Origin of the sequence: Nocardia sp. NPDC004604 (genome assembly GCF_040609795.1) — a bacterium.
Lineage (GTDB): Bacteria > Actinomycetota > Actinomycetes > Mycobacteriales > Mycobacteriaceae > Nocardia.
On the sequence record NZ_JBEXLC010000083.1, the window covers coordinates 17,083 to 37,392 of the forward strand.

The 20,310-nt window shown below is 65.3% G+C and carries 17 protein-coding genes; 10 read left to right on the plus strand and 7 right to left on the minus strand.

Annotated elements, in window-relative coordinates; genetic code table 11:
- Nucleotides 1-352: 352 nt before the first annotated feature.
- Both ABZW16_RS27100 and ABZW16_RS27105 read right to left on the minus strand, forming a co-directional pair.
- Nucleotides 353-2,521 (minus strand): MMPL family transporter, encoded by a 2,169-nt coding sequence (locus ABZW16_RS27100; protein ID WP_354958874.1) that lies wholly within the window; start codon nt 2,519-2,521, stop codon nt 353-355.
- Nucleotides 2,522-2,573: 52 nt separating this feature from the next.
- Nucleotides 2,574-3,443 (minus strand): hypothetical protein, encoded by an 870-nt coding sequence (locus ABZW16_RS27105; protein WP_354958875.1) that lies wholly within the window; start codon nt 3,441-3,443, stop codon nt 2,574-2,576.
- 186 nt (nt 3,444-3,629) lie between these two features.
- On the opposite strand from ABZW16_RS27105, the gene ABZW16_RS27110 reads away from it, so the two are divergent.
- The 9 genes from ABZW16_RS27110 (at nt 3,630) to ABZW16_RS27150 (ending at nt 11,879) form a co-directional block, all read left to right on the plus strand.
- Nucleotides 3,630-4,055 carry a class I SAM-dependent methyltransferase gene (locus ABZW16_RS27110; protein ID WP_354958876.1) on the plus strand — a complete coding sequence of 142 codons (426 nt, stop codon included), beginning with the start codon at nt 3,630-3,632 and terminating at the stop codon, nt 4,053-4,055.
- Nucleotides 4,056-4,332: 277 nt separating this feature from the next.
- Nucleotides 4,333-4,497: a hypothetical protein gene (locus tag ABZW16_RS27115; protein ID WP_354958878.1), complete on the plus strand. Its 165-nt coding sequence runs from the start codon at nt 4,333-4,335 to the stop codon at nt 4,495-4,497.
- A gap of 55 nt (nt 4,498-4,552) precedes the next feature.
- Complete coding sequence (locus ABZW16_RS27120) at nt 4,553-5,101, plus strand: isochorismatase family protein (RefSeq protein ID WP_354958879.1); 549 nt, start codon at nt 4,553-4,555, stop codon at nt 5,099-5,101.
- Complete coding sequence (locus ABZW16_RS27125; protein WP_354958880.1) at nt 5,094-6,368, plus strand: MFS transporter; 1,275 nt, start codon at nt 5,094-5,096, stop codon at nt 6,366-6,368. Before ABZW16_RS27120 ends, ABZW16_RS27125 begins: the two co-directional genes overlap by 8 nt.
- 48 nt (nt 6,369-6,416) lie before the next feature.
- Nucleotides 6,417-7,382 (plus strand): alpha/beta hydrolase, encoded by a 966-nt coding sequence (locus ABZW16_RS27130; protein WP_354958881.1) that lies wholly within the window; start codon nt 6,417-6,419, stop codon nt 7,380-7,382.
- 202 nt (nt 7,383-7,584) lie between these two features.
- Nucleotides 7,585-8,613: a methyltransferase gene (locus tag ABZW16_RS27135; protein ID WP_354958882.1), complete on the plus strand. Its 1,029-nt coding sequence runs from the start codon at nt 7,585-7,587 to the stop codon at nt 8,611-8,613.
- An 8-nt stretch (nt 8,614-8,621) separates the two neighbouring features.
- The gene (locus tag ABZW16_RS27140; RefSeq protein ID WP_354958883.1) at nt 8,622-9,380 is read left to right on the plus strand and encodes a phytanoyl-CoA dioxygenase family protein; all 759 of its coding nucleotides are present in this window, start codon (nt 8,622-8,624) and stop codon (nt 9,378-9,380) included.
- Nucleotides 9,381-9,787: 407 nt separating this feature from the next.
- The gene (locus ABZW16_RS27145; RefSeq protein ID WP_354958884.1) at nt 9,788-11,017 is read left to right on the plus strand and encodes a cytochrome P450; all 1,230 of its coding nucleotides are present in this window, start codon (nt 9,788-9,790) and stop codon (nt 11,015-11,017) included.
- Nucleotides 11,018-11,021: 4 nt separating this feature from the next.
- Nucleotides 11,022-11,879 carry a hypothetical protein gene (locus tag ABZW16_RS27150; RefSeq protein WP_354958885.1) on the plus strand — a complete coding sequence of 286 codons (858 nt, stop codon included), beginning with the start codon at nt 11,022-11,024 and terminating at the stop codon, nt 11,877-11,879.
- A 92-nt stretch (nt 11,880-11,971) separates the two neighbouring features.
- On the opposite strand, the gene ABZW16_RS27155 is transcribed toward ABZW16_RS27150, so the two are convergent.
- Together ABZW16_RS27155 and ABZW16_RS27160 are read right to left on the minus strand one after the other, a co-directional pair.
- Nucleotides 11,972-12,817: a methyltransferase domain-containing protein gene (locus ABZW16_RS27155; RefSeq protein ID WP_354958886.1), complete on the minus strand. Its 846-nt coding sequence runs from the start codon at nt 12,815-12,817 to the stop codon at nt 11,972-11,974.
- 129 nt (nt 12,818-12,946) lie between these two features.
- Nucleotides 12,947-13,138, minus strand: coding sequence for a DUF6374 family protein (locus ABZW16_RS27160; protein WP_354958887.1), 192 nt, complete (start codon nt 13,136-13,138; stop codon nt 12,947-12,949).
- A gap of 164 nt (nt 13,139-13,302) precedes the next feature.
- On the opposite strand from ABZW16_RS27160, the gene ABZW16_RS27165 reads away from it, so the two are divergent.
- Nucleotides 13,303-13,557 carry a DUF6300 family protein gene (locus ABZW16_RS27165; protein ID WP_354958888.1) on the plus strand — a complete coding sequence of 85 codons (255 nt, stop codon included), beginning with the start codon at nt 13,303-13,305 and terminating at the stop codon, nt 13,555-13,557.
- Here ABZW16_RS27165 and dnaE read toward each other — a convergent pair.
- From dnaE to ABZW16_RS27180, 3 genes are all read right to left on the minus strand, one after another.
- The gene (dnaE, locus tag ABZW16_RS27170; protein ID WP_354958889.1) at nt 13,541-17,101 is read right to left on the minus strand and encodes a DNA polymerase III subunit alpha; all 3,561 of its coding nucleotides are present in this window, start codon (nt 17,099-17,101) and stop codon (nt 13,541-13,543) included. The two genes, ABZW16_RS27165 and dnaE, sit on opposite strands and share 17 nt — an antisense overlap.
- Before the next feature lie 122 nt (nt 17,102-17,223).
- The gene (locus tag ABZW16_RS27175; protein WP_354958890.1) at nt 17,224-17,997 is read right to left on the minus strand and encodes an alpha/beta fold hydrolase; all 774 of its coding nucleotides are present in this window, start codon (nt 17,995-17,997) and stop codon (nt 17,224-17,226) included.
- Nucleotides 17,997-20,225 carry a type I polyketide synthase gene (locus ABZW16_RS27180; protein ID WP_354958891.1) on the minus strand — a complete coding sequence of 743 codons (2,229 nt, stop codon included), beginning with the start codon at nt 20,223-20,225 and terminating at the stop codon, nt 17,997-17,999. The genes ABZW16_RS27175 and ABZW16_RS27180 overlap by 1 nt, the downstream gene beginning before the upstream one ends.
- Nucleotides 20,226-20,310: the final 85 nt, after the last annotated feature.

The window sequence follows — 20,310 nt, forward strand, 5'->3', positions numbered from 1 at the left end:
CGCTCTTCTTCCGTCGTGCTGTCGCGGCCCGCCCCGTGCCATATTCCAGGTCCACCGGAGCGACCCGTACGATATTCACATTGCCATCGAATCGGGGCATGATTTCGACTTCTATAAATTCCTCGTCAAAATTCGAGATCACTCCGGACGCATCGCGTAGGCAGAGTTCATCGCAACAGTCACTTCTGACTGTCACACGGTCGCCGACTTCGAGTGGCCAGCCATACCGGTCCAACATGCACACCTCGTAATTTTCAGACGTGAATCGATGCCGAGTTTCTCCATGGTGCGGGCGATGTGTGCCTGGACTGCCCGCTCTGCCGCACTCCTCCCATAATGTCGTCGCGCGGTATCAGCCGAGCCGCACGTCGGCGGCCTCGCGGTCTTCGGGCGCCGCCAAGTTCACCGAGCGGACGGGAGCCGGAGGAATCAACAGCACGCGGCGACACCAGTCGGGCAGATACCAGTTCCACTTGCCGAACAGCACGACGAGGGCGGGCACGAGCACCGACCGGATGATGGTCGCGTCCAACAGAATGCCGAACGCGGCGCCGCTCGCGATCACCTTGAGGTCGGTACTCGGTGCGGTCGCGAGCGCACCGAACGCGAAGACGAGGATCAGCCCGGCGCTCGTCACCAATCGGCCGGTGCGGCCGATGCCCTCGATGACGGCGACGTCGGTGTCGCCCGATACGTCGTACTCCTCCCGCATCCGCGCCAGGATGAACACCTCGTAGTCCATCGACAAGCCGAACAGGAACGCGAATACCAGTACCGGCGGCCAGAACGGCACGACTCCGGTGGCGGGGAGGCCGTACACGATGTCCGAGCCGTAGCCGTCCTGCCAGAACAGCACCATCAGGCCGTAGGCCGCCGCGAGCGAGACGAGATTCAGCAAGACGGCCTTCAACGGCAGCAGCAGTGAGCGGAACGAGCGCACCAGCACGACGAAGGTCAGCAGCGAGATGAATGCGAGTACGTAGGGGAAGTTGTCGTAGACGGCGTCGAAGAAGTCGACTTGTGTCGGTCCCAGGCCGGCGACACCGATAACGCCGGGCATCCCGGCGGTGATGGACTTGACCTGCTCAACCACCTTGTGCTGAGAGGAGTTCACCGTCTCGACGCGGGGCACGACGATGACCACGGATTTGCCGTCGCGGACGTTGGCGGACCCGGTGGGCGCGACGGCGTAGGCGACGTCCTCGACCTGGCGCAGCCGAGCGGCGACAGCCGGGGCGGCGTCCGCCGTCGTCATCACCTCCATCGGTGTCAGCGCGCCGGAGGGTGCGCCGGCTCGTTCCAGGTTGACGAGGGCATCGTGGATGGGACCGCTGGATGTATACGATTCCGGTGCGGCAACGCCGATCTTTATCCCCGAAAACGCCCCGATCAACAGTCCGAGCACCACCAACGCCGACCCGGCGGCAATCCACCGCCGGCGCACGATCAACGCGGCCCAGCGGCTCCACATCCGACTAGCGCCGTTCTTCTCACGCCGAACCTTGGGCCAGTCCAGTCGCGGCCCGATCACCGCCAACAGCGCGGGCGTGAGGGATAAGGCGGTCAGACAGCTCGTCAGCGGGATCAACGCGCCGACATAGCCCATTGTGCGCATGTACGGCACGGGGAGCATGATCAGCGCGAGAAGTCCGACGGTCACGGTAAGACCGCTGAGCACGACGGTGCGGCCGGCCGTCTGCATAGCCGCTGCGACCGCGCCGTGGTTGTCTCTGCCCTGGTCTCGTTCTTCGCGCCAGCGGTTGACGATCAGCAGTGAGTAGTCGACCGCGACGCCGAGCCCGATCAGCGCGATGAGATACGGCGCGATGACTGAGATGTCGGTCAGATAGGTCATCGGCAGCAGGGCCGCGAACGTAGCCAGAATTGCCACGGCGGCGACCACCAGCGGCAGGATGGCCAGCAACGAGGCGAACACGAAGATCAGCACCACCAGCGCGCCGGCCGAACCGAGGAGAACCTCGTCCAGGATGCTCGGGCCGCCCGTCCCCGCGTCGCGCAGAATCAAGGCGTCCTCGCCAGTGACGCCGATCGTCGACCCGGCGGGTTTTGCTCCGTCGAGCACCGCACTGATCGCGTCGGTTGGCAGCGTGAATTTCAGGTCGGATTTGTTGTGGGCATAGAACACCAGGGCATAGGAGGTTCGGTCGTCGGGGGTGCGGAACGCTCGGTCACCGGTGTCGGCCTCGTCCACTACCCGCACTCGTGGCACACCGTTGGCCACCGCGTCGAATGCCGCGGCGACCTGTGTTTCCCGGCCCGTTATCCGCTGCCCCTCAGGCAATGTCACGGAGATCAGGTAGGGCGAATTCACGCCTCCGTTGCCGAACACCTCTTTGATGTGCTTGGCCGTTTCGGCTCCCGGTTTGCCGGGTAACGAGAAGTCGACCGTCAGCCGGTGGGTGGCCTTCCCACACACAGCGATGCCGACGATGGCTACCACAGCCCAGAACCCGAGTATCCATCGTCGATGTCGCTGGACGAACTCAGCCCAGATGCGCATTGGGTATTCCCTTTCTGACGCTTGTGTGGTCGCGAATACGGCGCGGTGCCGGTCACGCCGCCGATCGACCGGCGGGGTCGACGGGCGCGATCAGCACGAAGTCATCGATGTGTCCGGTCTCGACGGTGCGCGGGAGCTGATCGACGGCCGGCCGCTCGACCGGTAGCCGCACGTCCTTGTGGGTGTGCCCGGCCACGAGACAGACCTCGGTCAGCGAATGCGCGAAATCGTTTGCCGCATTGGCCATCTCCATCGGGATGACGGCCACATCTGCGAGTCGGCTCACGGACGTGGCGTCCTCGGAGCCGGCGAGCCTGCGTCCTGGTTCAGGTCGATGACGTCCGGATCCGGGAAGATCTGAGCACCCGGATTCGCTCCGGCCCAGGGCAACAGGACCCGCTCGCCCGTGCGGATCGGGCAGGGTGTAGACCGCAGCGTGCGGCGCGTCGGCGTACAACCGCCATTCCTGCCTCGGCAGTCCGAGCGTGACCTGTGCGCGCAACGGATTCGACAGATCCAGCACCGAGTCGATTTCACCACGCTCGATGTGCCAATTCATGCACCAGGAGGCGTAATGCTGGATGCGCGGTCGGAGTCGGCGGGCAACGTGTGGCGAAAAGAATACCTCGAGCGCCTTGCGCCACGCCGCGAATTCGGGCGAATAGATTTCCGGCGGAAGGCCGGTGAACAACAAGGTGGGAATAATCATCCCCTGCGGTCGGCCGGGCGAATTTGGCAACTCTGGATAGTGAGCTGCCTGGGACGTTTGGTCGAACCCGGTGATCAGCCAGACCTCCCTCCGGTGCGGACCGTAGGACACCTGCGTGTGGGCGCTCATCACGATGTTCGTGGCCCAGGCGACGGCGGCATATTCCGTCGAGTGATGATCGAAATCCAGTTCGGGTCGCCTGTCCGACATCATCACTCTCGCCTTCGGTGGAGCACGACACGCTGAATTACGCCCATTTCGTTGTACCGGATCGACAGAGTCACATGAATTGGACCTTCGTACACGGCCGTGCGTGTACGAAAGTTCAATTTTCATCGATGGCCGGATGGGTTAAGTTCGACTGAAGTGCACTCATTCGAAATTCGCGAGGAAAGCCATATGACGGTCGGTGCATCCGATGGAAGTAATGACGTCGCAAATTTCTGCAACGGCACCGGGACGGTGCGACCGGCCGGTAAACCTCGGGGCCTGTGGGGTGGCGATCCGCGCAACGGTTACTGGCGCGGCGTCGCTACCAGCACGCTCCCGGACGTGGCCACCGAGCGGCTCACCGACCTCATGATCGCCGCGCTCGACCCGACCCCAGGCGGGCGCGTGCTCGATATCGGTTGCGGCGTCGGCAAATCCGCCACGCACCTGCTGACCACGAGTGCGATGCACGTGGTCGGCATCACCATCAGCGAGACTCGACTGGATCAGGCCCGGACCCGCGCCGCCGAGGCCGGCGTAGCCGATCGGGCGACGGTCCAGCACGCCGATGCCATGCGGATGCCGTTCTCGGGCGACTCGTTCGACGCCGCGTGAGTACTGGAGTCGATGTTCCACATCCCCGATCGGGACCGGGTGCTGCGCCAGGGAAGCCGGTTCGCGATCGCCGGTTTCGTGTTGCGAACGCCGATCGACGCGCGGCAGGTCTGGCGCTGTCGATCGGTCCTCACCACGTTCGGGGTGTGGTCCCTCAGCGCGTGGGACGAGTATCTGACGCATTTGGCCTGGTATCCGGTCACCGACATCGATACAGGGCGAGCGGGTCGGGATGAACCGAGGCGGACCCGAAAAACCGCTCAACCCAGTGGAATTGATGACGAAGTTCCAAATCAATGCCAAAGAGACCATGACCTCGGCACGAGCCGACGTCGCCTTCGAGGCGATGAATGCGCCGCCGAGCTCCCCGGACCTGGCGGCGTTGACTGCGCCGCTCCGCTCACCGTTGAATCACCACCACACAACCGAACACCGAAAATGAAAGCAGGAGAGGGAATCTCATGGCACTCACGACGCTCGACTCACGCACCGCACTCGTGCTGGTCGACTTCCAGAACGTGGTCGTTACCCTGCCGGTGGTCCCGCACACCGCGACCGAGGTGGTGGGCCGTGCGGTCGAGTTGGCGGCCGCGTTCCGCACACACGGCCTGCCGGTCGTGCTCGTGCGGGTGAGTCTGCAGCTGGACGGATCCGATGGCGCCCAGGGCCGGACCGAATTCCCCCGACCGGACATCGAGATGCCGGCCGACTGGGACGAGATTATCGACGAGCTGAGCGGCCATCCCGAGGACATCGTGATCGTCAAGCGAGGCTGGGGCGCGTTCTACGGCACCAGCCTGGACATGGAACTGCGTCGCCGCGGCATCACCCACCTCGTGTTGGCCGGCCTGACCACAGGCATCGGTGTGGACACCACCGCGCGCGAGGCACACCACCACAACTACCATGTGACGCTGGCCACCGATGCCATGGCGGACATGTCCATCGAGGCGCATGACAACAGCGTCGAGCGGATCTTCCCGCAGCTCGGCGAGCGGGGAACTACGGCCGACATCATCGCGCTGTTGGACAAGACACGTGCCTGAGGCGACCTCGGGACGAAGCGGAGGTGTCCTGCGGGGCAGGCAATCGTTGGGGCGACAATTCGGGTGGTTGTGGGCAGCATTTTCGATCAGCACGTTAGGCACCTGCCTCGCGTTCGACGCGTTCCCGCTGATCGCGATCCGTGTGTTGCACGCCGGGCCGAGTGCGGTGTCCGGATTGGCAGCGGCGGCGCTCGCGGTGGGAGCGCTGGTCGCATTGCCGCTCGGCCCGTGGGTGGAATTTCATCGCAAGCGGCCCGTCATGATCGCGATGGACCTGATTCGGTTCGCGATGTTGATGAGCGTGCCCGCCGCGTACGCACTCGGCGAGCTCAGTTTCGGGCAACTGGTGGTCGTGGCCGTCCTTGTCGGCGCGGCCGACATCACCTTCGTCGCCGCGAGCGGCGCGTACTTGAAAGTGCTTGTGCGCCAGGAGGACCTCCTGGTGGCAAACGGGCGATTCGAGTCGACGACCTGGACCGCCACCATCCTCGGGGCTCCGCTCGGTGGCTTGGGGATCGGGCTGTTCGGCCCGGTGGTGACCGTGGTGGCCAACGCGGTCAGCTTCCTGCTCTCCGCCGTGGGAATCCGCGCGATCGGTGGTAGCGAACCACGCCCGACGCGAACCGGGGAGCAACGGGTACGGGCCGCCGACCTCCTCACGGGCTGGCGCCATATTCTGGCCCATCCTGCGCTTCGGCTGATGCTCTTCAACGTCATCATGGTCAGCGGCCTGATTGTGGCGGCCCAGCCGCTGATGGCGGTCCTCATGCTCGGGGAGCTCGGGTTCACCCCGTGGCAGTACGGACTCGCGTTCGCGGCACCCTGCGTCGGTGGCATGATCGGTTCACGGCTGGCGATTCCCCTGGTCACGCGGTTCGGGCAACACCGGGTCATGATCGTCGCCGGGGCTTTGCGCGCGTGCTGGCTGCTCGGGCTGGCATTTGTCCGCCCCGGCGCCGCCGGTCTGATGCTGGTCATCGTCATGGAACTCGCGATGATCACCTGCTTTGGCGTGTTCAATCCGGTGTTCGCAACCTACCGCCTCAACCAGATCCCGGCGGATCTCACGGCCCGCACGTTATCCGCGTGGTCAATCGGAGCCAAGGCCAGCACCGCTGGGCTGACCGCGCTATGGGGCCTGCTGGCCGGTGTCGCCGGTCCGCGCACCGCGATCGTTATCGCCGGTCTCATCACCATGGCAACACCACTGCTGCTGCCCTGGCGCCAGCCCGCGTCACAGAACGAGCTAGAAGCAGCCCGGAGTTAGGCCGATCACGGCCATCGAGGCCATCAGGTAAAGAAAGGTGCCCTGACTATGCGATTCACACTGTCCGATCTTGCCGATCCTTGCCTGCGGCCGCTAGTCGACGAGACCCGCGCCTTCTATGACAAGCGTGGGGCCAGACGAGGTCCGAACTGTGCCGAGGACCTTCATGCGGTCCGAGCCGAATACGCCCATCCGGCACCGGCGAATCCACCGGCCGTCGAAGAACTCGTCACCGTCGACGGAGATAGCGTCTCGCTGCGGATCCACACTCCAGTGGATAAGGCGGCGAAGGGCGTGTTCCTGGAAATCCACGAAGGCGGCTTTTTGTGGGGATCGGCCGCCTGCAGCGACGTGCGCAACCGCCGGCTCGCGGACGCACTCGACATCGCGGTAGTGAGCGTGGACTATCGGCTCGCACCGGAACATCCTTGGCCGGCCGCTCCGGCCGACTGCGAAACCGCAGCGCTCTGGCTCGTCGAGCACGCGGAGCACCGCTTCGGCACAACGAACCTCGCTATCGGAGGTCTTTCGGCCGGCGCGACGCTGGCGATGAAGACGCTGCTGCGCCTGCGTGATCGGCGGGTCACCGCATTCGATTGTGCTGTGCTGCAGTTCGGAAGCTACGACTTGAGCGGCCAGACGCCGGCCGGCCGGCTGATCGCCGACGAATACTTCCTCGAGGCCTACGCCGGGTCGGCACCGGACCGTACGGACCCCGATTTCTCCCCGATCTACGCCGACCTGTCCGACCTGCCGCCGGTCCTCATGGTCGTGGGCGACGCCGACATTGTTCTCGAGGACAACTTGGTCATGGCCGCTCGACTATTGGCCTCCGGGACAGACGTCGATGTCCGCGTCTACCCGGACGCGCCGCACGGGTTCACCGCACACCCGACCCCGATGGGACGGGCCGGACTCGACGATATCTACACGTGGCTGCGTGATCACCTCAGCCCTGCGACACATTCCTCGCAGCCGATTCATAGAACACCGACAGTCCTGATCAACGAATAATTCCCGAATTTTTCTACCATCGGTCGAATCGTGATTGCGCAATGCCTCGATTTGCGCCCGACCTGCTACCGCATGGACATAAGTTCAATTTTCGCCGTGTGCGTACTGTGCTAGAAATATGTTTTATCTGAGAGGTTCACCGGCATCTGGTCTCATTCCGGCCGAGCGGGCTAAGGACTGAAAGATCGAAAGGGAGCGCCCCATGTCCAATACCACGACCAGTGCGTACCTGGTCGGTGACTTGCCGGCCGCTGCGGATCTCGCCACACCGATGGCGATCCGGGTGGCAGCCACCATTGGAGTCGCCGACCGAATCAGCGAAGGCAGGCGGGATGTCGGCGCGCTGGCGCAGGTAACAGGCACTGATCCGGGTGCGCTGGAGTTGCTGTTGAACCATCTGGTGGCCATAGGCGTACTGCTTCGGACGGAGTGCGGCTACGCCCTGACCGAACTCGGGCAGGGCCTGCGCAGTGATCATCCGGGCGGGCTGCGTGCCCGATTCAACCTCGACGGATCGGGGCATTCGGCCCTGGGAATGATCGAACTCCTGCACACTGTCCGCACCGGGGAGTCCGCCTACAAGCGCCACTTCGGCCATTCTTTCTACGAAAAGTGTGCGGCCGACCCCGAATTCGCGCACTCATTCCACATGCTGATGAGGGGGACGATCGAGAGCGAGGCCCGGGACATCGCATTTGGTTACGACTGGGGCGCACTGACCACGATCGCCGACGTCGGCGGCGGTGACGGGACTTTGCTGATCGAACTGCTCCGTGCTCACCCGACATTGCGTGGAACGGTCATCGACATGGGTGCCGCGGTCGAAGCCGCGCTGGAGAATATTCACGCGGCAGGGCTCGAGGAACGGGCGGACGCCGTCGAGGCCAGCTTTTTCGAGGAACTTCCGTCTCACTTCGGTGGCTGCGTGCTCTCCAGTGTGCTGCCGGACTGGCCTGATGCGGACGCCCTCCGCATCCTGCGAAACTGCGCCCGCGCAGTGGCACCCCGCGGAAAGGTGCTCGTACTCAAGCCTTCGGAGAAGAGCCGAACCGAGCACTGGACTACTGCGCAGGCCCTGCGGCTGTATGCGTTGCAGGGCGGCAGGGAGCGGTCGCTGGAAGAGCTCGAGAGCCTGGTCGCCGAATCGGGGATGCGCCTAGCCGAGGTGACGGATATCGGCCGGCGTTCGATCGTCGAGCTCGCCGCGGCCGCTGGGCAGTCAACGGAATAGGAGGCGACATGTCCGAGCGATCCACAGCGTTCCATAAAGACGGATTCACTTGCGTTCGACGCCTGCTCGACAGCGAGGAGATCGTTCGTTACCGAGAGGCGGCGCTGACCGCGAGCGAGCGGTACGGCAAGCAGTCGGGGAAGGGGAGCGGGTTCCTGGTTTCCACCACCAATCGTTGGCAGGATAAGGAAAATCTGGGCGGCCTCGTGGTGCACCCTCGAATCGGCTCCGTCGCGGAGGAGTTGGCCGGAATGCCGCTACGCATATGGGACGGCCAGGTACTCGTCAAGCGCCCCGGCGAGAGCGGGCCGACCATGTGGCACGACGACCTCACATTCGCCCCGCTCAGCGCGCCGCTCGACTCACGTCTGACATTCAACGCCTGGATCGCGCTGGTCGACGTGCCGACGGAACGAGGGTGCCTGACCTTCATGCCGGGGTCGCACCGCCGCTCCGCCCCGGACCGCGTCGAGCTGGCCGAGGCGCTGGAGGCACCGGATTCGTATCTGTTCACCCACTGGCCGCAGTTGGTTCAGAGTCCGCGGGTCACGGTACCGCTGCGCGCCGGTGACGTGACCTTCCACCACAACCGCACCGGGCACGCGTCCGGCGGCAACTCCTCCGACCATGTGCGCGTGTCGTTATTCGTCACGTTCACCGATGCCGAAGCGACATATCGGCCGCTTTCGGGGGGTGTCACACTGGATCTGGAGCCCGGCCTACCGCTGCCCGATGACCGTTATCCCAGGGTGTCCGCTGCCGCGTAGCCGGGCTCGGCGACATCCAGCGTCACCGAAGACATATTCCCTGCTATTCGACGGAACTCGGGCAACCGCCACTCCGATTATGCAGGTATCCGTAGCTGTCAGGCACTCCGGTGCACCTCGTTGAGCCCAGCCGCGGGCTGTGATCAAACCGCTGAATAAGTCTCATGCACCTTCGTCCAATAGTGTATCGCTCGCTACGGGGGCATCATTGCTACTTGCGCGCCCGCATGCAGTCACTGCTATTACTTCGACCACCTTTATCCGAGGATGAAGGTGGCGAAAATTGTTCTCCGACAGCGGCGGTAGTAACGGTAGGCGAGGGCCGAAAGAATGCCCATCATTTGTAAATCAGGCGTCCTGAGTCTCGTCTCGGGGGACGGGCGGCGTGGATCGGGAGGAATGACGTGGTGGCCGAAATCAGTCAGGTAGCACCAGGCGCGGAGAGCGAAGAGGAGTACTCCGTGCCGCGGGTGGTCCGCGAAATCTGGCGGCAGGCTCCCGTGCGGAAAGTCGCGACCGAGGACGGTGGCGAGGCCTGGCTGATCACTGGTATGGCTGAGGTGCGGGCGGTGCTGTCCGATCCGCGGTTCAGCAGGGCGGAGGCGCACCGCCGTGGCGCGGGAACCGACCGTGCTGCGGTTTTCGTCCGCCCCGGGATGCACGATACCGACCCGCCGGAGCACACGCGGCTGCGCCAGCCCGTGGCGTCGGCGTTCAGTGTCCGGCGGATTCGGGCGCTGCGGCCGTGGATCGAGCAGGTCACCGACGGTCTGCTTTCGCGAGTGCGCGATGCCGGGCCTCCCGCGGACCTCAACGCCGCCTTGTGTTTCCAGCTGCCGGTAGCGGTGATCTGCGAGATTCTAGGCGTGCCCTATGCGGACCGAAAGCGTTTCCGCCGGTGGTCGGAACTGGTCACGTCCACCAATGCCTATCCACGGGATCAGGCACTGGAGGCCAGAGAGGCGCTCACCGGGTACATCGCCGGTTTGGCCGCCGACAAGCACCGCTGCCCGGAAGGCAGTCTGCTGCGGGACCTCGTTACCGCGCGGGACGAGCAGGGTCGGCTGGACGAGGAAGAGTTGGTTCGCATCGTCTTCGGCGTATTGATCGCCGGGCATGAGACCACAGCGAATATGCTCGGCAAGGGGTTGGTGGCGATGTTGGATCGCCCGGATCAGTTCGCCGCGCTGCGCGCCGACCCCACCTTGGTGCCGTCCGTCATCGACGAAGTGCTGCGGTACGTGGTGCTGAGCCCATCCACCGATCCGCACGAGGGCGTGCACCTGGTCACGACCTGTGCTGTCGAGTTGGGCGGCCACACCATCCCGGCCCATAGCGTGGTCATCGTCAGTACTACGGCGGCCAACATGGATCCACGAACATTTGTCGAACCCGACCGTTTCGACCTGGAACGCGCCGACGCCGACAACCACGTGACGTTCGGTTTCGGCCCGCATCGCTGTGTGGGCGCTCAGCTCGCTCGATTGGAACTGGAGGTGGCCTACACCGGGCTACTCCGTGGGTTTCCCGGGCTGCGCCTGGACGTACCAGTGAATGAGCTTTCCTACACGAGCGGGATGCTGCTCAAAGGCCTGCGGACGCTGCCCGTTACCTGGCAGAGCGACGGCACGGATTGACGTGATGGCGGCGGATTTCGTAGCCGGTGATCTCGCCGGACTGTCACCCAGTGCCGTCTCGCTGCGGGAGAGCTGGGATGTGCTGCCCGCCACCGTGATCGCCGAGATCGAGGCGCGGACCGGGTCGATCCAGAGTGTGCGGCCGGCGCAGGTCGGTTACAGCAGTCATGTCGCGTCGACCGTGCACACCGCCCGGGGCCGCTTCTTCGTCAAGGGATTGCGTACCACCCATCCAGCGGTTCAGACGCAGGGCTGCGAGGCGGCGGTCAATCCGCATAGCGTTCCACTTGGACCGAAGCTGTTGTGGCGCATCGAAACCGATGGCTGGGACGTGCTCGGTTTCGAGCACCTGACGGGTCGAAGCGCGGACTACGGTACCGAATCCCGCGATCTCTCGCTGGTGGTCGGCGTGCTGACAGAACTCGGTGCGATCGAGGGCGGCGGTGCCCCGGTGTCCAGGGCGGAGCAGCGGTGGGCGCAGTACCTGGACCCTACGCGGGCCCGGCTGTTGCATGGGGACAACCTGCTGCATACCGATTGGAACCCTACGAATGTGCTTGTCCCACAGGCCGGCTCCGTTCGTCTGGTCGACTGGGCCGTCGCCACTCGGGGGGCGGGATGGATCGATCCGGCCTGCTGGGTGGTGTGGCTCGTCTACAGCGGGCACTCACCGGACTCGGCCGAACGGTGGGCCGCTCGGGTGCCCGCCTGGCGGTCCGCGGCGGCGGAAGCGCTCGATTTTTTCGCCGGCGTCCTCGCCGATCACTGGCAGTGCATTGCTGTCAACCATCCGAACCGAATGACTTACGAGCTCCGCGACGCGAGCGCGCGATGGGCGGCATATCGCCGACCCGGCGACTGATCCGTAGCAGAAATTCCACGCGAGGCAGCGGAACCGGAAATCATCCGGCTCCGCTCCAGTTGATCAGACTCGGTGATCGACCACCGTTCGGTTCAATTGCGAACCGCGGAAATTATCACGTACCCGAATTCTGCGGTGGTGGCGAACTCACGTGTCGCGTTGATCATCGCATCGACTTCCGTGGCGTTTCCGTTCGCCACCAGCTGTTCCCGTACGGACTCCATCGCGTCGGCGAGCAGAATTCCTGTTCGTAACACGTTGTCGCTGATATCTCTGACATTGGTGACGGCGAAATCATGCGCACCCAATTGCTCGACGTACTCGTCCAGAGTGCTGATCGAATGTATACCGAACGTGGCGCACATCCGGTCGACGACAGCCTTTCCGGCCGTGCCGAGCGGGGTGCGCAGCACGAAATCGGTGATCGCCAGCCGGCTTTGCCCGCGTAGCACGCGGCTGGTTTCCGCAAGGACCTGCGCCCGATCGGGCATGTGGAACATGGATTCCAAGGCCCATGCGCCATCGAACGAGGCATCCGGGAACGGCATCAGCATGGCGTCCGCGTGCTCGAACCTCGCGCGGTCGGCGAGGCCGGAATCGGCGGCTCGGGCCCGCGCCTGGTCCACCTGGGCCTCGCTGATCGTGATGCCGACGACCTGCACCGGATGCGTCGTGAGCAGTCGAGTCGCGGGTTTGCCGACACCGCAGCCGATATCGAGTAGGCGCTGCCCGGGTTTCGGTTCCAAGCACGTGATCACCAGGTCCGTGAGCCGTTCGGTCGCCACGTCCGGGGGTGTGTCGTCGTCGGTATCGTGCCAGTACCCGAGGTGGAGGTTGCCGCCCCACATGGACCGCAATTTGCCGGCAAGGGGCACCGTTCCGGTGCCGTTGTAGAACGTTGCGACGTCGTTATTTCCGTCGGATGTTTCGATTGTCATGGGCACTTCCTCGAAAATCGTACACCGCTGCGGTCCTCGGAGAATTTACCCAACGCGGCGTACCGATGAGAATTGTACCTTTGTGCACTCGGCTGACCATCGCCGCGTGACGGTCACGGCAAAACCTGATCACCGAGCCAGCATTATCGGGCACTCCGTGGATTCGTCGGCGAGCGTTTGCATGGTGTCCGCCAGCTTTCGGGCCATGTGTTCGAGCTGTTCGGGTGTGACATGTTTCCCGAACGCGGCCGCATCGAGCAACTGGCGGCGGATATCGTCGATTGTGTTCTTCGCCAATGGTATGCGGCAATTTTTCAGCATGTTCGGATACTGCCTCTTCAGTGTCGTATCACTTTCACAACCGTTGGTTGAGGCAAAGTGAGTGTTGTTTGTTGGACAATATTTCGGAGGTCTGGTCGAATTGTTGAGTGTCCTGGAATTTTTCCCTTGTCGACGATCTGATTTGTCATCGCTGTGCTGGGCCTTTGCTCTGTGCTCTGACATTTCCGCACTCATTCCTGCGCGCCGACGGCGTCGAAGTGCACGGTGTGCGTACGGTGGGGCTCTGCCCGGTCTGCGATGCGGAGAACCCGGCGGGCCGAGCGGTGGTCTCCCATTTCTCGAATCACGGTGAAGTAACCTCCGCGCACGTCGACGATGTCGCCACCCTGCTGCGGGAGTGGTCGGAGGAGGTCGTTCGCTCCGATGTCACAGCAGCAGATGTCACAGCAGCACTTTGATCCCCCGCACCGCGCGTAGTTCACCCAGCAATGCCGAACTGACGTTCACCGGGTAGCGCTCGACCGTGAGGGTCGTCCGTTGTTGCCGGTGACACAGCACGATGTGCACGGGGGTGTTGCCGCTGTGGCCCAGTAGCGCCGATTTGAGTTCCAGCACGCTGTTGCGGTCGGTGCTCTGCGCGTTCATTTCCAGCAGCAGCGGCGACTGGTGTTCGCCGCGTTCCACCGAGCTCACGTCGAGCGGCAACAGATGAGATCCGAACACCCCCATCCGGTCCTCGCGCCAGTTGACCCGGCCCTCCACCGCCACCACCGAGTCCACCACCAGCTCCGCCCCGAATACGCTGTAGCTCTTCGGGAAGAACAGCACCTCGATCGAGGCATCCAGATCCTCGATCACGGCGATGGCCCAGGTCTCGCCCTTCTTGTTGACTCGGCGTTCCAGCGAGGCGATCATGCCCGCGATGGTGATCGTGCCCTCCTTCGGCGGATTCGCCAGCAGCGCGGCGATCGGCTTCGGCGCGCTCTTGCGGAGGATGTGGTTCGTGCCGTCGAGTGGGTGCCCGGATACGTACAGCCCCAGCATTTCTCGCTCCAGCCCGAGCAGAATCTTACGGGGCCACTCCTCGCCGTCGAAACGGAGATGGCTCAGTGGTGAAGAATTGCTGGATAAATCCTCAGCGTCGCCCTCGATGCCGAACAGATCGAACTGCCCCATCGCCTCTTGGCGTTTGAGTCCGGTGACGGCGTCCACCGCTTCCTCGTGGATGTCCACGAGTGCCTTGCGCGGATGCCCGAACGAGTCGAACGCGCCTGCCTTGATGAGCGATTCGATAACGCGCTTGTTGCAGCAGACCAGTTCCGACTTCTCGACGAAATCGGCGAACGAGGTGTATTTGCCCTTCTCGGTGCGGGTCTTGATGATCGACTCGACCACGTTCGCCCCGACGTTACGGATGCCGCCGAGCCCGTACCTGATGTCGTTGCCGACGGCGGCGAAACGCAAGGAGGACTCGTTGACATCGGGCGCGAGGACCTTGATCCCGAGCTGGCGGCACTCGGCGAGGTAGATTGCCGACTTGTCCTTGTTGTCCGCCACCGACGTGAGTAGGGCCGCCATGAACTCGGCCTGATAGTTGGCCTTGAGGTAGGCGGTCCAGTAGCCGACCAGCGCATACCCCGCGGCGTGCGACTTGTTGAATGCGTACCCGGCAAACGGCAGAATGGTGTCCCACAGCGCCTGCACCGCCTCGTCAGAGAACCCGTTGGCGTGCATGCCCGCCCGGAAGCCCTCGAACTCCTTCTCCAGGACGTCGAGCTTCTTCTTACCCATCGCGCTGCGCAGCACGTCGGCGCGGCCCATCGAGAAATCCGCCACCCGCTGGGCGATCTGCATGATCTGTTCCTGGTACACGACCAGGCCGTAGGTCTCGGCGAGGATGTCGCGCAGTGGCTCGGCCAATTCCTGGTGGATCGGCACGATCTCCTGCCGCCCGTTCTTGCGGTCGGCGTAGTTGATGTGCGTGTTCATCGCCATCGGCCCCGGCCGATACAGCGCGTTGACGGCGATGATGTCGCCGAAGCCGGTGGGCACCATCCGCCGCAGCAAGTCGCGCATGGCGTTGCCATCGAGCTGGAACACCCCGAGGCTGTCACCGCGACCGAGCAGCTCGTAGGTCTTCGGGTCGGCGGTCCCGAGCGAGTCGAGCTCGACCGTCTCGCCGCGGTTGGCCTCGATATTGTCGATCGCGTCGCCGACCACGGTGAGGTTGCGCAACCCGAGGAAGTCCATTTTCAGCAGGCCGATGGCCTCGCAGGACGGGTAGTCCCACCCGGTGATCATGGAGCCGTCCTCGCGCCGCCACAGCGGGATCACGTCCGCCAGCGGTTCCGACGACATGATCACCGCGCAGGCGTGCACGCCCGCGTTGCGGATCAGGCCCTCCAGGCCGCGGGCGGTCTCGAAGATGGTGGACACGTCCTTGTCGGTCTCCACCAGCGAACGGACCTCGGCGGCTTCGGAATAGCGCTCATGCTTCGGATCGACGATGCCCGACAGCGGGATGTCCTTCGCGGCGACCGGCGGCGGCAGCGCCTTGGAGATGCGATCGGCGATGGCGAAACCCGGCTGGCCGTAGTGGACCCGCGCGGCGTCCTTGATCGCCGCCTTCGTCTTGATCTTGCCGAAGGTGATCACCTGGGCGATGCGATCGCTGCCGTACTTCTCCGTCGCGTAGCGCACCATCTCGCCGCGGCGGCGATCGTCGAAGTCCATGTCTATATCGGGCATGGACATGCGCTCGGGGTTCAGGAATCGCTCGAACAGCAGGCCGTGCTCGATGGGGTCCAGATTGGTGATGCCCATCGCGTAGGCCACCAGCGACCCGGCGGCCGAGCCACGACCGGGGCCGACCCGAATACCTTGCTGTCGCGCGTGATTCATTAGGTCCGCGGTGATCAGGAAGTAGGCGGGAAACCCTTTCTGCACGATGATCTCGATCTCGAACTCGGCGCGGCGAATGTACTCGTCGGTCACGCCGGCGGGCCGCCGCCATTCGAGGCCGCGCATGACCTCCGCGCGGAACCACGAGGTCACGTCATAGCCCTCGGGCGCCTCGTAGATCGGCATCCGATCGGTGTGTTCCCACACCGCGGTGTAGGACTCGACCCGCTCGGCGATCAGCAGGGTGTTGTCGGCCGCGCCGGGGACCTGGGTGTCCCAGTACGCCCGCATCTCCTCGGCCGATTGCAGGTAGTAGCCGTTGCCGTCGAACTTGAACCGGGTCGGATCGCTGAGCGTCTTCCCGGCTTGGACGCAGAGCAACGCGGCGTGTGCCTCGGACTGATCCTTGGTGACATAGTGCGAGTCGTTGGTGGCCAGTGGCGGCAGGCCGAGTTTCGCGCTGATCTCCAGCAGGCCCTCGCGGACCGACCGCTCGATGGGCAGGCCGTGGTCCATCAATTCGACGAAGAAGTTGTCCTTGCCGAAGATGTCGCGGTAGTCGGCGGCGGCCTGGATCGCCTCGGCCTGCTGACCGAGCCGCAGCCGGGTCTGCACCTCGCCGGAGGGGCAGCCGGTGGTGGCGATGATCCCTTCGGCGTGCGCGGCGATCAGTTCCCGGTCCATCCTCGGCTTGCGGTAGTAGCCCTCCACGCTGGCCAGCGAGGACAGTTTGAACAGGTTGCGCAGTCCGCCCGCGTCGCGCGCCAGCATCGTCATGTGCGTGTAGGCGCCGCCGCCGGACACGTCGCCGCCGACGCCCTCGCCGTTGGAGCCGCGCTGATTGGACTGGCCCCAGAACACCGGCTTCTTGTGAAACCGGCTGCCGGGGGCCAGATACGCCTCGATGCCGATGATGGGTTTGATGCCCATCTTGGTGGCGACCTTGTAGAACTCGTCGGCGCCGAACATATTGCCGTGGTCGGTCATGCCGACGGCGGGCATGCCCAGCCGCGCGGCCTCGTCGAAGAGCGGCTTGATCTTCGCCGCGCCGTCCAGCATGGAGTACTCGGTGTGCAGGTGGAGGTGCACGAATGAAGACAAGGACGACCTCCGAAGAACGTGATCAGAATCGGATCGACCTATTCGAGCCGAGTGGGCAGGGGAGCGTCAAACAATCGACACGCACCTTGTGACAACCGATAGTTGTTGTGGCTGGCGGTGGTTCACTCCGCGCACGGCCGGGTCGGCCGCGGCAGGCGATCGGCGATCGCGCCGATGACGGCGGCGCGATGCTGACTCAGGTAGAAGTGCCCGCCGGGGAACACCTGGGCATCGAACAACCCGGTGGTGTGCCGCGCCCAGTCCCGTGCCTCGTCGACCGTGGTCTTGGGATCGGCGTCGCCGACCAGCGCGGTGATCGGCGAGTCGATCGTGCTATCCGTTGCGCAGCGATAGGTTTCGATGGCCTTGTAGTCGCCGCGGAGCGCGGGCAGGATCATCCGCAGCATCTCGTCGTCGCCGAGCAGCGTGGTGTCGGTGCCGCTGAGCGACCGCAGTTCCGCGATCAGCGCCTGATCGCCGCGGGTGTGTACGTTTTCGTCCCGGTGTCGCGATGGGGCGCGACGGCCGGAGGCGAACAGCCCGGCTAGAACGATGCCGTCCCGCTGCTCGAACCGCCGGGCGACCTCGAAGGCCACGGTCGCACCCATGCTGTGGCCGAAGAACGCCAGCGGCCGGTCGGTCCACGCCCGCATCGCCGGGTAGATCGCGTCGGCGAGCGCGTCGATACTGTCGATGCACGCGTCGGCGCGGCGATCCTGACGCCCCGGATACTGCACACCGAGCACCTCCACCGACTCGGGCATCGCCGCCGACACGGGGAAGAAGAAGCTTGCCGACCCTCCTGCGTGCGGAAAGCAGGCCAACCGCACCGCGGGTGCGGGCGGCGGATGGAACCGCCGGATCCAGAGCGCGTTGTCTACCGCCGGTTCCACCATCAGTGCTGGTTTCTCTCTTGTCGTTGGAGTGCGGTGAGCCACGAATCCACCGCGCGCGCAGTGTCTTCGGCGAACTCCCCGACGATCGTGAAGTGGTCGCCCGCGACCTCGAGATCGGTATCGCACCGAGCCCACGACGGCCCCCAGTCCGCGGCGGCCAGCGGCGACCCGTCGACATCGGGCAAGGCGTCGGCGGCCCGCAGGAACAGCGTCGGCACGGTCAGTGGCGACGGCTGCCATGCGCCGAAGACCGAGAAGTAGCCGCCCATCGCGGTGAGCGAAACATGGTCCGTGGCTACGAGTTCGCTGCGCCGGGCGAACAGTCCGTGCGTGAAGGCCCGGCTGAGGCGAGGGTTCATTTCCTGCGGCAGATAGGTGTCCAGGAAAACGACCGCGCTCGGCGGCGAGTCGGTCCGCGCCAGCCGGGCCGCGACTTCGTGGGCGATCCACCCGCCCGATGAATAGCCGAGCAGCGCGTAGGGCGCTCCGGCCGCCTGCTCCAGTACCGCCTGCGCCTGCATCTCGGCGACCGCCGCGACGCTTGCCGGAAGTCGTTCTCCGGCACCGAATCCCGGCTCGGGCAACACCACGGTGCCGCGGTGATCGCGCAGTGCCGCGGCGAACCGCGCGTACTGGTGCGCCCCCGACATCGCCACCACGGCGGGAAAACAGAACAGCAGCGGTTCGTGCGCGCCGCGGGCCAGCGGCACCGGATTGGGGCGTCGGCCGAGCTCGTCGGGCGTGTCGAAGGCGGGGCGGAAGCGCGCTGCCATGCGCACCAGCTCCATCCCCTCGTCGACCCGATCCTGCTCGCACGCCTGCCGGAACAGCGCGCCGAGGGTGTCGTCGGCCGCGCCGACCTGCGGTGCGGCGACGCCCAATTCGTCGGACAGGAACCGGATCAGGGCGGGCGGGGTCGGCTGCTCGAACACCAGGCTCGCGGGCAGCCGCAGTCCGGTCGCCTGTTCCAGGCGGTTGCGCAGGTCGACGGCGGTGAGCGAGTCGAAGCCGAGTTCGGTGAACGCCCGGTCGCCGTCGAGTTCGTCCGTGGCGGCGTGGCCGAGCACCGCGGCCACCTCGCGGCGGACCAGCTCGAGCAGCGCCCGGTCGCGTTCGTCGCCGGACAGCTGGGCAAGCCGGGCCGACGCTTTCGGCTCGGCTCGGCGCGTGTCCCGCTCGGGCTGCGGCACCAGGCCGTGCCAGATCGGTTGCAGTGACCGCTGATTCGCCGCGGCGCGCAGTGCCGTGAGGTTCGCGTTGACCGGCACGAGCACGGCTTCCGGCCGGGTCAACGCGGCGTCGAACAGTGCGAGCCCCTCCTCGGGCCGCAACGGCACCAGGCCGCCGCGCTCGAGCCGGCGCCGGCCCGCCGTCATGCCGTCCTCGGTCGCCCACGGCCCCCACATCAGTGCGACCGTGGGGAGACCGCGGGCGACGCGGTGCGTGGCGAGCGCGTCCAGGAAGGTGTTCGCCGCGGCGTAGGCCGCCTGCCCCGCCGAGCCGAGGGTGCCCGCCACCGAGGAGAACAGCACGAAGGCCGCCAGGTCCGTGGTCAGCTCGTGTAGATGCCAGGCCGCGTCCACCTTTGGGCGCAGCACCCGGGTGAGTTGTTCGGTGGTGAGCGATTCGACGACGCCGTCGTCGAGGACACCTGCGGCGTGCACGACGGCGTGCACCGAGTGCTCGGCCAGCAGCGCGGCGACCTGGTCCCGCTCGGCGACGTCGCACGCGACCGCCTCGACGTGCGCGCCCGCGCCCGCCAACTCGGCGCACAGATCCGCCATGCCGCCGCCGCGGCTGACGAGCAGCAGATCGCGCACCCCGTGCGCGGTGACCAGGTGGTGAGCGATGAGCCGACCGAGCGCGCCCGACGCTCCGGTGATGAGCACGGTGCCCGCGGACAGGTCCACCGCGGTCGAGTCGACCGCGGCGAGTGGCGTGAATCGCGGCGCCTGTGCGACACCGTCGCGGATGGTCGTGTGCGGTTCCCCGGACGCCAGTGCCGTCGTGAGCGTGCGCGGGTCGAGACGTCCTGGGCCGGCGGCGATTTCGAGCAGCACGAGCCGATCGGGGTGTTCGGCCTGGGTGACGCGCACCAGTCCGGTGAGCGCGGCCGCGACCGGATCGGTCGCGGCGTCGCGGATCACCAGGGCCAGCCGGGTCGAGGCGAAGCGCCGGTCGGCGAGCCAGGTCTGCAGGAAGGTGAGCACGCCGGCGGCACAAGGCACATTACAAGCTAAGAAAGTCATTGTGGCAGCAGGCGCATGGACATCTAAATTATTAACTCAATACTCACTACCTAGAGATGTAGTC